Annotated in this window: 13 protein-coding genes; all 13 read left to right on the top strand. The window is 50.0% G+C overall.

Annotated elements, in window-relative coordinates:
- The first annotated feature begins 80 nt into the window (after positions 1 to 80).
- The 13 genes from LHW45_00320 (at position 81) to LHW45_00260 (ending at position 14,168) form a co-directional block, all read left to right on the top strand.
- Positions 81 to 464: an acyltransferase gene (locus LHW45_00320; GenBank protein ID MCB5284030.1), complete on the top strand. Its 384-nt coding sequence runs from the start codon at positions 81 to 83 to the stop codon at positions 462 to 464.
- Positions 465 to 555: 91 nt separating this feature from the next.
- Positions 556 to 1,830 (top strand): glycosyltransferase family 39 protein, encoded by a 1,275-nt coding sequence (locus tag LHW45_00315; GenBank protein MCB5284029.1) that lies wholly within the window; start codon positions 556 to 558, stop codon positions 1,828 to 1,830.
- On the top strand, positions 1,830 to 3,308 hold the full coding sequence (locus tag LHW45_00310) for a hypothetical protein (protein ID MCB5284028.1): 1,479 nt from the start codon (positions 1,830 to 1,832) through the stop codon (positions 3,306 to 3,308). The genes LHW45_00315 and LHW45_00310 overlap by 1 nt, the downstream gene beginning before the upstream one ends.
- Positions 3,309 to 3,472: 164 nt before the next feature.
- Positions 3,473 to 4,360: a glucose-1-phosphate thymidylyltransferase RfbA gene (rfbA, locus tag LHW45_00305; GenBank protein MCB5284027.1), complete on the top strand. Its 888-nt coding sequence runs from the start codon at positions 3,473 to 3,475 to the stop codon at positions 4,358 to 4,360.
- A gap of 187 nt (positions 4,361 to 4,547) precedes the next feature.
- Positions 4,548 to 5,099, top strand: a complete 552-nt coding sequence (rfbC, locus tag LHW45_00300) for a dTDP-4-dehydrorhamnose 3,5-epimerase (GenBank protein ID MCB5284026.1) — start codon at positions 4,548 to 4,550, stop codon at positions 5,097 to 5,099.
- A complete protein-coding gene (locus LHW45_00295; protein MCB5284025.1) occupies positions 5,099 to 6,205 on the top strand; it encodes a DegT/DnrJ/EryC1/StrS family aminotransferase in 1,107 nt (368 codons plus the stop codon). The genes rfbC and LHW45_00295 overlap by 1 nt, the downstream gene beginning before the upstream one ends.
- Complete coding sequence (locus tag LHW45_00290) at positions 6,202 to 7,155, top strand: glycosyltransferase family 2 protein (protein MCB5284024.1); 954 nt, start codon at positions 6,202 to 6,204, stop codon at positions 7,153 to 7,155. Before LHW45_00295 ends, LHW45_00290 begins: the two co-directional genes overlap by 4 nt.
- Before the next feature lie 29 nt (positions 7,156 to 7,184).
- Entirely contained in the window at positions 7,185 to 8,078 is an 894-nt protein-coding gene (locus tag LHW45_00285; protein ID MCB5284023.1) for a hypothetical protein, read from the top strand.
- 179 nt (positions 8,079 to 8,257) lie between these two features.
- Positions 8,258 to 9,133: a GNAT family N-acetyltransferase gene (locus LHW45_00280; protein ID MCB5284022.1), complete on the top strand. Its 876-nt coding sequence runs from the start codon at positions 8,258 to 8,260 to the stop codon at positions 9,131 to 9,133.
- A gap of 52 nt (positions 9,134 to 9,185) precedes the next feature.
- Complete coding sequence (locus LHW45_00275) at positions 9,186 to 10,616, top strand: hypothetical protein (GenBank protein MCB5284021.1); 1,431 nt, start codon at positions 9,186 to 9,188, stop codon at positions 10,614 to 10,616.
- 91 nt (positions 10,617 to 10,707) lie between these two features.
- Positions 10,708 to 12,126 carry an oligosaccharide flippase family protein gene (locus LHW45_00270; GenBank protein MCB5284020.1) on the top strand — a complete coding sequence of 473 codons (1,419 nt, stop codon included), beginning with the start codon at positions 10,708 to 10,710 and terminating at the stop codon, positions 12,124 to 12,126.
- A 242-nt stretch (positions 12,127 to 12,368) separates the two neighbouring features.
- Positions 12,369 to 13,328 (top strand): hypothetical protein, encoded by a 960-nt coding sequence (locus LHW45_00265; protein ID MCB5284019.1) that lies wholly within the window; start codon positions 12,369 to 12,371, stop codon positions 13,326 to 13,328.
- Positions 13,329 to 13,502: 174 nt separating this feature from the next.
- Complete coding sequence (locus tag LHW45_00260; protein ID MCB5284018.1) at positions 13,503 to 14,168, top strand: hypothetical protein; 666 nt, start codon at positions 13,503 to 13,505, stop codon at positions 14,166 to 14,168.
- The last annotated feature ends 100 nt before the right edge of the window (positions 14,169 to 14,268 follow it).

Below are 14,268 nucleotides of genomic sequence, written 5' to 3'. Positions count from 1 at the left end.
GGCGAAACGAGATCCTGCAAGCCATGGCGGCAAGGTCTGTGCTATTGGCACCACTCAATTCCCGCGTCTTAAGACCTTTTTTGCATAAATGCCGCGGTGTGGATCTGGGTAAAAATGTGTTCATTGGCCAGGACGTTATCATAGACAGCGTCTATCCGCAAAAAGTGCATATCGGCAATGGGACCAGGATCCTGAACCGGGTGCAGATAATAGCTCATAACCGGGATCTGGGCAGTTATAAACAGGGTGACAAGGTATTTGAATTGGGCTATTTGGTAAAAGACACCTACATCGAAGAAGATGTGAGCCTGATGATCGGCAGCATAATCCTGCCGGGAGTAAGGATCGGCGAGGGGGCGATAGTGGCGGCCGGTTCTGTGGTAACCAGAGATGTTGAGCCTTATACCTTGGTGGGGGGCGTACCGGCCAAGGTGGTAAAGAGATACCCCGCAGGGGAGTCCTGAAGATGGCTTTGCTGAGAGCGAAACGCGTGCCAGAGCCCGGTGTTTTATATCAAGTGACCAAGAGTAAAGCACACGCGTGGGAACAGAAGAAATGAGAAAAGTCATACAAATATTCCAAAAAATCGATTCAAAGAGGTTACTGACCCTGGGCCTGCTGTTCGTCCTGGCTCTGGTTGTCAGAGTGTACTTCACCTGGGATGAGTATCAAGCTTACGGAACAGACAACTGGGCTGACGCGGCAAATTATCTGAAATACGGCAAAAGTTTTGCCTCAGGTGATTTCTATCCCAGCTTCGCGGGGCGCCCATACCTGATCGTGGGACCGGTGATTCCCCTGCTGGTCGCGCTGGCAACCAAACTGGCTGGGGATCCGATATTGCCTATGCTGCTACTTAACTGTTTCCTGAGTTCTTTACTGGTCTTTGTGTTGTTTAGTTTGGGACGGAGGTTGGTAAACGTAGCGACAGGCTATTTCATGGCTTTATGGGCGGTGTTCAATTTTGGTTTGATCAGGCTGAACTTCCAGATACTCAAGGAACCCCTGCTCACGCTCATTATTCCGCTGATACTACTTTGCTTGCTCCATGTGCATGAGAAAAAGAAAGAAAACCTGAACCTGATAAGCGGCATCCTTCTGTATTCTTTGCTTATCCACACGGATGAGCGGTTCATAGCCTATTTTCCAATTATCCTGATTGCTTTGGTGCTAATGGGCGGGCTGCCGTCAGGGTTAAAAAAGGCAGGATTGGCATTGCTGATCCTGATGCTGAGCATGGTTCCCTGGACACTGCGAAACTATAAACAACACGATCAATTGGTAATCCTTACCCCGCGTACAACCACCATAACCTCCAGATTTTGGGGGAGGGATCTGGGCAAGCTGCACTTCAGCGCGGAAAATGGCGTCAAAGCCCATCCAGGCTATAGAAGATCGGTTCAGGAAGCGCAGGCCTGGGCGATTGAAGAGGGAGTTGAGTTCAAGGAATACGGAAAGTACGAGAAGTACTGGAAAGCTTTTTGGCATTACTGGAAACCAGCCAATTTTCGCCTGACCTTCATCCAGTACGGATTCAGGGGAATAAAGTGGTCTTTGGGGCACAACCTCAGCAGCCTGTTGTTTTACGGAATCTATCTACCCTTTTACCTCGCGGGCTGTGTGCTCGCTTTCATCAGGCGAAGATGGCGAATCCTGCTGCTGGCTGGCCTGCCGCTGTTCCACAGCCTGGTCCATACACTGATGGTCTGGCCCATGGAGCGTTACCGCCTGCCTTTGGATTTTATGGTGGCGCTGGTAGCCCTATGGTTCGTCAAAGAGGTTTTTTGGAAGAATTCTGGGCAAAGCATTAGCACCCTTGAGGAGGCATAATGAAAAGAATCTCCCTTTATAGTGGCATCCCAGTATTATCCTTGCTGAGCCTGTTTTTCCTGTTGGCTCTGCTGGGCTGTTCATCCTGCACCAAGCCCACGACAGCCAAGTTGGTGGGGAGGGTGGTCCTGACCAACGACAGCGGAGATCCGCTGCTGGACCCGGTGGATTTTGCGGGGGTCACCATCGCGCTGTATGCGCCGGCAGTACTGGATACCACCATTGTAAGACTGAACACCAAGTATCCTCAAATCGGGGTGACCATCAGCCAGGAGACAGAGTTTGACCACCGGGGAGAGGAACCATTGAAACTGACAACCAGCGGAGCAGATGGCAGCTTCGATCTGGAAGAAATCACACCCGGCGCCTATAATCTGGCATTCATCAGCCCGCAATGGGGGGTAAGGTATATTTGCGGCCTCTCGCTGGAAGCAGGTCAGGAAATGGACCTGGGCAGCCTGGAGCTGTTTCCTGTAACCATTCTGGGTACATATCATAGCGAGGACGTGGTGTTTAAGAGGGACCACTGTTATTTTATAGGGGAAACTGCTTCCTTCACAGGCACGGTGACAATACAGCCCGGGTCCCGGATCTACATGGGGCCTGGCAGCTCCTTCAAGGCCTATGGTGGGTTCATTACTGTGGAAGCCAGTGATATCAATGACGCTTGGAGGATACTGCCGGCCAGGGAGGCATTCACAACCTCTGCGTTGGAATTGGGACCCGACGACTATTTTGGCGGTCTGGAGTTGCGGGGCGAAGACTCTCGGCTACAGGGGGGGATAGTGCGCTATTTCGCCAACACTGTGGGCGTCTTCAACGACTATTGTGTAGTGAACAATATGCTCATGCAACACGGTAACACGGGACTATCGATTTTGCAGGGGAACGCCAGCATCAGCAATGTGATCACAGCTGACTGTGCCAACATGGGATTTCAGTTGTTCAGCTCTCAGCCGGGGCCATTTGATGTATCCTCCTGCGTTTTCATGAATCAAGGCTACGGGATAAGCATATCAATTATTGGAGATTTTGATATAAACAACAACTATTTTTACAATTCCAGATTTGGCGTGGCCAATTTGACCTGTTCAGGTTCTATTACTCATAATGAGTTTGAACATGGCATGATCGATGTGCACCAAGGGAGCGGCAATGAAATCATTGCTTATAACAAATTCTATTACTCCACACGCTGGACCATACGTCCATTGGGCACAATGCAGATCAACTACAACGATTTCTACCGTACTGCCCAGTATTTTGTTGTGATCAGGCAAAATGACGCTCCTCCATATTATACATACGTATATGATGACGTGGATGCCACCAACAACTACTGGCTTCCGGCCAATGTGGACGACTACCTCCTTGACGGTACTGACAATCCCAATTATCCTCCAGGACAAGAATGCGGCTATTATGTGATTCACCAGCCCAGAAGGTTCACTCCGGTTCCTGGGGCGGGAATTCAATGAGTTTGGTTTAGAAGGTTTAGAAGGTTGAGAGAGTTTAGAGGGTTGAGAAGGTTGGAAAGACTGGGTGAATTGACTCCTTACAAACCTTCTAAACTTTCTCGACTTTCTCAACCAATCCTTTTTTGTTTAACTCGTGATATTAGTGGATTAAACAGGGACCAATAATGAAAGGTATCATCCTGGCCGGCGGGGCCGGCTCCCGCATGTATCCAACTTCGCTTTGCTACAGCAAGCAACTGGTGATGATCTACGACAAGCCCATGATCTACTATCCGCTTTCCACCCTGATGCTGGCAGGGATCCTGGAGATCATGATCATCAGCAACGCGGAGACCATACCCTTTTACCAAAAGCTGTTCGGGGACGGCTCGCATCTGGGGCTGAAGATCAGCTACAAGTTGCAACCCGGGCCAAAAGGGATAGCCGAAGCCTTCATTCTGGGAAAAGAGTTCATCGGAAAAGATGATGTTACCCTGATCCTCGGCGACAACATCTTTTACGGTAATCTGGACTTTCTGCGCGAAGCTCTTAGATCGAACCGGGGAGCTACCGTGTTTGGTTATTACGTAAACGATCCCCAGCGCTACGGGGTGGTTGAGTTTGACCAGATGGGAAAAGCCGTTTCCCTGGAGGAAAAGCCGGCGATGCCAAAATCCAACTACGCGGTGGTGGGTCTGTACGTCTATAACAATGAGGTGGCACAAATTGCCTGCAAGCTGGAACCCTCAACCCGGGGCGAACTGGAGATCACCGACCTGAACCGGGTCTATCTGGAGCGCGGAGACCTGGACGTGCAGATCATGGGACGGGGTATGGCCTGGTTGGATACCGGCACACCTCAGGCTCTGCTGGAAGTATCCCAATTCATTGGCGCCATCGAAAAACGCCAGGGCCTGAAAGTGGGCTGCGTGGAAGAGGTGGCCTACATGATGGGCTTTGTTGGCAAGGAGGGATTCAACCGACTTATAGAATCGCTACCCCGGTGTGACTACCGTTCCTATCTGGAGACCATTCTGGCAAGTCCGGAACTGGTGTCGCAGTACAATAGATGATGGTTTGGATTTTTGAAACAAAAATGAACTGGATCCCGGCCTTCGCCGGGATGACATTGAGGTTCTGGATCCCGGGTCAAGCCCGGGATGACAGGTAACAAACTGAGTTTCCGAGCGGATCGTCATCCCGGACTTGATCTGGGATCCAGAGGGAATTGGCATAATAGCTCCACCAGAGGGATGCCGTTTGAAATTACAAAAGCTTGAGATCCCCGGATTGATATTGATCACTCCTGATATCTACAGGGATGGGAGGGGTTTTTTCCTGGAAACATTTCGCGCGGCAAGTTACAAAGAGATCCTGGGAGTGGATTTCGTTCAGGATAACATGTCCTTTTCCAGCTACGGCACCATCCGCGGCCTGCATTACCAAAGGATTCCGCACGCCCAGGCCAAGCTGGTGCGCTGCGTATGGGGTAGGATACTGGATGTGGCGGTGGATCTAAGGGCAGGATCTAACAGCTTTGGCCGGCATGCAAGCGTGGAGTTGGATGGTCGGGAGCAGCGTCAATTCTTCCTGCCGGCCGGTTTCGCTCACGGATTCGCGGTTCTCAGCATGGAAGCAATCGTTGAGTACAAGTGTAACAAATATTATGAGCCAACCGCTGACGCGGGTTTGCGCTATGACGATCCCCGCCTCTCCATTGATTGGCAGATCCCTGCGGAGAAAGTGACGGTATCGCCCAAGGATGCCGGATTACCAAATTGGGAACAGATTTTTGCTACAAAGGAAGATTGATGATACCCGTTTACCGTCCATATCATAATGAACTTGAAATGAAATACCTGAAAGAGGTAATTGATTCGGGTTGGTGGGGCATGGGCCCTAAAACAGCAGAGTTTGAACGCAAGTTTTCAGGGTACATAGGAACAGAACACGCCCTGGGACTGAATTCCGCCACCGCGGCCCTGCACCTTGCCCTGATGTGCATAGACGTCAAGGACTCTGAGGTGATCACGCCTGCCATGACTTTTGTCTCCACCAACCATGCCATTCTCTACAACGGAGGCATTCCGGTCTTCTGCGACGTGGAACCAGGTAACCTGAACGTTACCGCGGAAGAGATCGCCAAACTCATCACCCCGCGGACCAAAGCCATCATTGTGGTTCATTACGGAGGCTACGCCTGCGACATGGATCCCATCATGGAGCTGGCCAAAGAGAATAAACTGGCGGTGATCGAAGATTGCGCCCACGCCTGCGGCGGCAAATACAAGGGCAGGATGCTGGGCTCGATTGGTGACTTCGGTTCTTTCAGCTTCCAAGCGGTGAAAAATCTGGCCACCGGCGATGGCGGTATGCTCTGCACAAACAACAATGAATGGGCAGTACGGATCAAAAAACTGCGCTGGGTGGGCATCTCCAAAGATACTTTCGACCGCGGGGCGGGTAACAGCTACGACTGGTTCTACGATGTCACCGAAGCCGGTTTCAAATACCACATGAACGACATCACAGCCGCCATTGGCCTGGCCCAGCTGGAAAAACTGGAATGGATGAACGATAGGCGCAGATACTGGTCCGAAAGATATCGTGGAGCTTTCAGGGACATCCCGGCTATCCAAGTGCCTCCCGTGAAGGACTACATGTTCCCCGCCTGCCACAATTTCGTGATCAAAGTTCCCAGACGCGATGAACTGCGGGCCAGCCTGATGGATAAAGGCATCACGACCGGAGTGCATTATTATCCCAACCATTTGTATGATATGTACAAACCCTGGTACAGAGAACTCCCGTTGAGTGAGGCGATCTGGATGGAACTGGTGACCCTGCCTCTCTACCCGGATCTGCAAGCAGATGAATTTGATTTGATCACAAACACGATCAGGGAGTTTTACACGTGATCGAACAGCCCTTGGTGGTAGTGGTCACAGTCAACTGGAATACTGCCAAAGAAACCCTGCAATGCGTCGATTCAGTCCTCAAGTCTGATTATTCCAACCTGTCCCTGTTGGTGGTGGACAACGGATCCCGAGCAGAGGAACCCGGGTTGCTGCGGGAGGGACTGCCTGATGGGGTGAAGCTGCTTGAGCTGGATAAAAATTATGGCTATGTGGGAGGCATCAACCGGGGGTTGAAGCAAGCGGAGGAACTCTCACCGGAGTATGTCTTGGTGATGAACAACGACACGGTGCTCGATCCTTCCGCCATCTCAGAACTTGTGCTTGCCTCCCAAAGACACGCGAACAAATGCATAGTCACCGGCGTGGTGTATGATTATTATCAACCAGAGCTGATCCAACAGACAGGCTCCATCTGCGTGAACCGCCGCAGGCTCACCTACAAGCCTTTGCACCGCAACGTGCGGGATCCCGGGTTGCCCCCGGAAGACCGGGAAGTGGATATGATAGACGATGTGTTCTGGCTGCTGCACATCAAAGTATTCAAGAGTGTGGGTTATTACTGCGATTGTTTCTGGTTCAACGACGAGCAGGCGGATTACGCTTTGCGGGCGCTCAGGAAGGGATTCAAACTGTTTTTCTCGCCCAAGGCAAAACTCTGGCATATGGGCAGCCTCTCGATAGGGGGAAGAAACAGCAATCCGGTCCGGGAGTATTTTGACATTAAATCCCGCCTGATCCTTCGTTACCGGCATTTAGGCAAACTTGACTTTGCGGGTTATTATCTTGAGACATTATACGCTCTTGGCAAGGCAGCCTTGAAAAGCATGCTGGGCAGAGGGATTGACTCTAGAGTGATAAAAAGCAGATACATGGGTTTGAATGGATTTCACAGATGGCTTGCACATAAAACACCGGACACAGGTGATTATCCTCCGGAATTGCTGAGGTGAAGATGAGTATCAGGCAAAGTCTGGCAGCAATGAAAAAGAGCAATCCTTCTCTTTTTTACAGGTATGTGAGGTACAAGAGGCTGGCAAATAAGATTCTGATCCCGGATGAGAAATTTGTGGAACAGTATTACCTAAACAGACACGGCGTCAAACCAAACCTTAAGGAACCCCGCAAGTACTCTGAACACGTGGTTAAGATCCTGATGACCCCGCCGCCCGCTTTGAAAGTGCAATGTGCCGACAAGTATGAAGTTCGGAAATATGTGGAAGAAAAGGCGGGGCCGGAGATCCTGAACGAGATCTACGGAGTTTATGACAGCTACAAGGGATTTCGTGAATCCCTGAACAGGCTGCCCCAGAGATTTGCGCTCAAAGCCACCCATGGTGCCGCCTGGAACTACATCTGCAGGGATAAAAGCGCGATAGACCACAAGGAGCTTAAGGCCAGAGTAAACTTCTGGCTCAAGAGCAATTTCTACTATTGCCAGCGAGAAAGGGTTTACAGGGATATCAAACCCCGCATCATCTGCGAGAAGTATCTTGAAGACACCAGCGGAGAGCTAACGGACTATAAGGTTTACTGCTTCAATGGGAAACCGGGATTCATGCATATGGTCACAGGAAGATACTCCCAGATGGTTTATAACACCTATGATACCCAAGGCAATTGGATGGATATCGACTTTCTGCGGGGCAAGGCGGACAGGAACGTGCCGCTGAATCCGGAACTGCCTTTGCGAAAGTTGCTCGAATACAGCGAAAAACTATCAGCAGATTTTGATTATGTGAGGGTTGATTTCTATTTCGTGAACAAAAAATTTGTCTTTGGAGAGCTGACATTCACTCCGGGGCATGGGAATTACGGACTCCCGGAAGAGATCGATCTGCAGTTGGGTGAATTTTTTAACAGTGAGGATGCGTGAACATTTACAAACCAGTATCGTTTTCGAATTGAAGATAGGGGCTTTATCGGGTGATTGAGCAGTATCCAACTATAGTCAGATTAAGCCTTGGCAAAATAGATGCGGACCTGGCAGCCAATATTGATATTTTGTGCAATGATTGCGGCGGCACCGTTTTTCACGAGGTAGCCCTCAACCGCATGGCATCCGCAGCTTTCGGCAGCGACCTCAGCTACTACCTGGCCTATCAGGATGCAGAATTGGTCGGCTGCTGTCCCTGCCATTCCTTCAGAGAAGGATGGATCACCAGATCGTATTCCAATCTGTCAGCTAATGAAATGCCTTACGGGGGCTGGGTTTTCGATGAAAACGCGGTTTCCCTGGAAGGCCTTCTGGCCAAAACCCGCACCCATGCTTTGGAAAGCCTGAGCATAGTCTCCAACATAGCTTTACAGCAGGCAGTAAAAACTGCCTGGGAAAAACTGGGAGCGAAGTCACATGAAACCGTGCTTGTCGGCCTTGAGGGCCAGACGGAGGAAGAAATTTTCAACAGTTTGAAACACAGCCAGAAACAGAAGATCCGGCGCGCGCTGAAGCTGGGCCTGGAAGCGGTCTCTTTGGATCCAGGAGACTTCGGCGTTTTTACTGCCCTTGGCACCGACCTGAAGCGCAAGGCTGGGCTTAAGATCAGAGACGAAGCCTTTTACAAGGGGGTTTTTTCCCACTACCATGCCCTGGGCAGGGCTGTGTGCACGGCTGTACGCTATCAAGGGGAATATATCAGCACCGGCATTGCCCTGGCCAACAGCAATTACGCCATTGGCTGGGCCGCCGGAAGGAAGATCGGCATACCCAACAACCTGTATCAGAATGAGCTGCTGATCTGGGACCAGATCAGGTGGGCAAAGAACCTTGGCTGCGCTTACCTGGATTTGGGGGCCATCCACCCGGACCGGCTGCCCCATCTCCTCCGCATGAAGCTGAGTTTTTCCAGAGAAACCAAGAAGTTCTACAGCTACAGCATAAGGAAGTTGCCTTTCAGGCTGGCCCATTTCGCCCGGAGATTGTGCAAATGAACATATTCCTTTGCCGGAACAACCCCAATAAAAGTGAGCCGGGAGTGTTTGCGTGAACCGGGACAGCCTGAAAATGATCCTGGCGTTCCTGGGTACCATTTTGGTTGTTTATGGCTTTCCCCGGCTTGGTTTGCCGACAGTTGTGGTACAGGGCGTTTTCTTGCTCCTGCTGGCCAATATTTACAATGGCAAAGACGACCTGCTCTGGCTGGTGTGGTTCTTCATGATCAGCGATGCCCCAGGGCGCTTATTCACTGGCTTGTACCAATCAGATATTTACGGAATACCGGGTTATGGTATAATACCTGGGATCACCTTGTCTTACAGCGATCTGTTGTTGCTGACGCTGTTGGTCAAGAATAGCAGGAAACGCCGCGAAAGAGCTTTCCTGTTCGGGCGGGAAGTTTGGCTGTTGATCGGCTTGGGAGTGTTTTATTTCGCCATTTCACTGGCCATGGGAATATCTGCCGCCAACATGGTAAGGGCTTTCCGCTTCGTTTTTAACTGGCTTTGGCCTTTGGTGGCCGCCAGGATCATCACCCAACCAGAAGACTTGGACAGGCTGTTCAGGCTGTTGCTGCCCGTGGTGCTGATCGGTTTTATGCTGATCATCCACACCTATGTAACGGGCAACTACTTCCACAACATTCTTTCCGGCATCAGCCGCTTCAGGGCAATTGACGCTTCTGAAGAGAGTTTGGGCCGGGTCCTGTTTTCTTCGTCGATCATGAGCGTTACATTGGTGGTGAGCATCTGCTTGCTGTTCAGGAGAGTGACCACGATCTCACCGAATTTGCTGGTTACCGGCTCTTTCGTATCGGGCCTGAGCATATTCCTGTCTGCCACCAGGGGCTGGATACTATTTTTGGTGCTGGTCCTGGCCTCATTTTTCTTCATGCGCGGCTTTGGTTTTCTTAAACAGATGGTGAGGGTGGTCGTTATTGTTAGCCTACTGATCGTGTTAATCGGCGGTGCTTTCCCTCTGGTTTTTTCTCAAAGCTCCCTGGCATTCGGGAGGATGCTAACTCTGCAAGAATTTGCCGAGGGAGACATATCGGCGGGTGGTACGCTGAGCAGGGTCACATACCGTGGCCCCAGGGTAATGAGTATGTGGAGGGAAAGCCCGGTGATCGGCTGGGCCTTTTCCAACACATTCATGCAGTACATGGACCCTCACGTGGGCAACCAGACCAATCTGCTCAACCTAGGTGTGTTGGGTTTTATCCTGCTAAGCTTTGCCTTTCTTGCCATCCTGGCAAAAACATGGCAAAGGGGAAGAAGTAACAGCCTTATGGGCGTGGGGGACAATGCCCATTGGGTGTTTATCCTGGCCTTGATCGGTTTTTTTGTGGTTCACTCCACGTCCACCATACTCTGGAGCCTAACCCTGACCTCGGTCTCCAAGTACCTGATCTGGGCGTTTTTATTTTCGATAATCAACGTGGCCTTGATTCCTTACACGGTTCAGGGCAAGAAAATCTAAAGATAGTAGATAACGGATGTTAAAACAAAGGTTCCTGGTCCAGTTCGGGTCAAATTTTCTCCTTCACCTGGTGGCAACTCTGGGAGGCATTGTGGTAGCCAGGCTGGCAGGCCCCACTGTGATGGGAACCATCACCTTCGCTACGGCCTATACGGGCATATTTGGCTTTATCAATGGCATCTTCGGCTCTCCTCATATCAAATTGGCCTCCGAAGGCCGGGACCACGAGGAATGCATGGCAGTGATCACACGGATCTCAATAGTGACCGGCATTGTGTACTTCGTGGCAGTGCTGGGCTGGTTCCTGATCCAAAAGTACCTGCTGCATTACCAGTTTGAAAGCCGGGAAGTGCAGGTGGTGATCATCCTCACCCTGCTCTTTAACGTTATCCACAAATATGAGGGTTATTCGCAGACCATCTACACGGCAAAACTGCAACAGGCCAAGGCTAACATCCCAAGCTTCATCCGGGGCATCATGTACCATATTGGCAGGGTGGTCATCGTGCTGCTGGGGGGGGCGGCTATAGCCATGTCTGCCTGGAATCTGTTGCTAAGCATTTTGGTGATACCTTTCATCTACCGTTTGCTTAGGGAATACCCCATCGGTAAATATAACCCCGTGCTGGCCAAGGAGTATTACCGGATGTCGCTGCCCATGCTCATTATAGTTGTGATCACGTCGGTAACGCATTTTGCGGACAAGTTGATGCTGGCTCATTTCACCAGCACCGAACAGCTGGGCTACTTCTCCGCCGCCAATTCCATCGGCGGGATGTTCATGCTTATAGCCGGACCGGTGGGCATGATCTTCTTTCCTCTGTTTTCCTCGATGATAGCCAAAGGCGACTGGGCGGGAGTAAACAACAACATACGCAAATATCAGGAGATCATCGTGCTCTTTGTGCTGCCCCTGGTCTGCGCGGTTGGACTCGTGGGCGGGGAGTTCCTGATACTGGTGCTGGGTTCAAAGTACCAGCCCAGCATAACCCCCTTCATCCTTTTGCTTTTCTCCACCTATTTCTTGCTTTGGGGAATGCCTTACGGGAACATCCTGAGCGGGATGGGCAAGTTCAATCTGGCTGCCGCCATAAATGTGATCAAACTCGCGATCTTTTTAGTTTCCGTCACCGTTTTCGTATCGCCCAAATATCTGAATCTGGGAGCGACCGGTGTGGCCCTGAACCTCTTGGTGATCAATGTGGCCGTCAACCTACTATCCATTTTTTTCGCCAAACGGCTGGGTGAAGTAAAGCTGGACCCCAAGAACTACTTTCGGCACATGGTTATACTTATCGCCGCTGGTGCCGGATACTTTGCCACGACACAAATCAAAAACATCACGCCGTTGTGGTGGGTGGCTTTTGCTCCAGTCTTCCTTATTGCTGTTTATGCAGTGCTAGTCCTTACCGGATTGCTCAGGAAAGAACACTGGCTGATGCTTACAGATATGTTTAAGCTTAAGAAAACGTTTGGCTATATAAACGACGAGATGAGAAATGGAAAATGATTTCTGGCTACAAAGAGACCTGATGGACTTAGAACGGGACCGATGTTGGTTTTCGGCTTTACAAACAATGATGCTGAATTCTTGGTACAGGGGGTAACATAATGAAACAAACCTTACGTACGATATACAAAATCTGCATAAGATTGAGAATAATATTGAAAGGCTTGCCCAATGGCATGTACGTACATTCTCCTGTCTATCATTGCCTAAGGCATTACCGAAGAACCAAGGGCAGGAAGGGGTTGCTTACCCAAATCAGGGAAGCTTGGGCTGTGGCTCGGCACTGGGAAGAGTTTCCCTATACCTACTTTGAATACTCCATGTTCTTGAAATCATGCACTATGCCTGTTGGTGAAATGAAGACTTATATTCCCCAGTCCGCTTTCGACAAAGAGATAATGAAATACTCACAATACAAGTATTTAACTGAAGACAAGGCTCTTTTTGCCGACCTTTGCCAAGTGTACGGAATAAAGCACCCTAAGGTTTACCTCAAGTTCTCAAAAAGCACATTTTTTGACCTCTCGAACCAAGTTCTGAAGCACGATCAGGTAGACGAGATGATAGCGGGAGTAAGACACAACAGGTTGTTTCTCAAAGACAGCCTTGGTTCCGAGGGAGTGGGGATCCACTCTTTTAACCGGGGGGAAGACGGTCTTTTCCATGAAGGATCCGCTGTTCTTTCTGCGGGATTCATTTCGGGATCATTCAAGAACAAGCAACTTATCCTTCAGGAAGGCTTGGTGCAGGATGGCCAGTTGGCAGCGTTGAATCCGAGCTGTCTGAACACATTTAGGGTCCTGTCCAAATATCAGGATGGCGGCGTGGAGATTATCGCGGCAATGCTCAAGATAGGAGCCCGGGGAAAACCGGTTGATAATGTAAGCCAAGGCGGCATGATGGTGGAAGTGGATGTTGAAACCGGGATATTGGGGCAATTTGGCAGAATTCCCTACGATATGGTCGATCACACAGAAATCCCCGGTACCAACACCAAATTTGGGGGGGTTAGGATTAAACGTTGGGATGAAGCACGAGATCTCGTCAAGCGCACCGCCATAGCTTTCCACGAACTCAAATTCATCGGCTGGGACATTGCCTTGCTGGAAGGGGGAGCCTATGTGATTGAGGGCAATTTCAACCTTGGGATCATTGCGCATCAGATCTTTGGCAAGGGCCTGGCCAGAGAAATTTTCAACTGAAAAATGATGTCATGTAATCCATGCTTTCGTGTTCGATAACCTGCTATATTCAGAAATCACTGCGCCCGGGTAGTATCCAGCATCAAGAGCAAAGCTGATAATGAAAGCAAAAAGGGTAATCTGTTAATCACCTATTAATAATATGATGACTGTCCTTCGAGAGGTAAGCTGGAGATGAATAAGTTTTTGAAGAGGATCGCACAAACTTGGGTCAATCAAGTCAGGATCAGGAAACTGAGAAAGAACAATCATATCGGCAACCACGTATTCATCAGTAGAGACTCCATTGTCGGCAAGGGATGCAGGATAGGGGACAACGTTAAGGCCAGATATGACGTGAAGATTGGAAACAACGTGAAGATCGGCACTGGAGCCATCCTGGAGAGGATAAGTATTGGGGATAATTCGATAATAGAGGGAAGAGTTGTGATCACTGGGCATGGCAAAGGCAGGATAGTGATCGGCAAAGAGTCGTTTGTGGGGCACCTCGCGGTTTTGGACTTCAGCGACAACATAAGCATTGGGGACAATGTGCACATTGGTTACAGCCATTTCTGGACGCATTCCTCGGCCTTGATGTGCATAAACGGACTTCCTCTCAAAGAAAATGCTGAAAGATACAGGCCCACAAAACCGATCACAATTGAAGATTGTGTTTATGTTGGCGTGCATTGCACAATATATCCCGGGGTAACTATCGGCCACCATTCGATCATTGCCCCTAATTCAGTTGTCGCACATGATGTGCCTCCCTACTCCATGGTAGGGGGTACACCGGCAAAAGTGATCAAATCGACTAAAGACATGATTGGCGGTGATTGGACCTTGTTCAATTCGTAAGGAAAACAATCTGGTACATGGATGAACCGGGAGTTTATGCGATTTTTTTCATCATGGGACACCCAAGCGAACATATGGATTATGCCAGAGATGAACCGTC

This window comes from Candidatus Cloacimonadota bacterium, assembly GCA_020532085.1.
Lineage (GTDB): Bacteria > Cloacimonadota > Cloacimonadia > Cloacimonadales > Cloacimonadaceae > Syntrophosphaera.
This window is presented reverse-complemented; position numbering and strand designations above follow the sequence as displayed.

What these genes read in the sequence shown, in the direction of transcription:
- LHW45_00315 (MCB5284029.1), top strand. Translation starts at nt 556, where the DNA reads ATGAGAAAAGTCATACAAATATTCCAAAAAATCGATTCAAAGAGGTTA.
- LHW45_00310 (MCB5284028.1), top strand. Translation starts at nt 1,830, where the DNA reads ATGAAAAGAATCTCCCTTTATAGTGGCATCCCAGTATTATCCTTGCTG.
- rfbA (MCB5284027.1), top strand. Translation starts at nt 3,473, where the DNA reads ATGAAAGGTATCATCCTGGCCGGCGGGGCCGGCTCCCGCATGTATCCA.
- LHW45_00295 (MCB5284025.1), top strand. Translation starts at nt 5,099, where the DNA reads ATGATACCCGTTTACCGTCCATATCATAATGAACTTGAAATGAAATAC.
- LHW45_00285 (MCB5284023.1), top strand. Translation starts at nt 7,185, where the DNA reads ATGAAAAAGAGCAATCCTTCTCTTTTTTACAGGTATGTGAGGTACAAG.
- LHW45_00280 (MCB5284022.1), top strand. Translation starts at nt 8,258, where the DNA reads ATGGCATCCGCAGCTTTCGGCAGCGACCTCAGCTACTACCTGGCCTAT.
- LHW45_00260 (MCB5284018.1), top strand. Translation starts at nt 13,503, where the DNA reads ATGAATAAGTTTTTGAAGAGGATCGCACAAACTTGGGTCAATCAAGTC.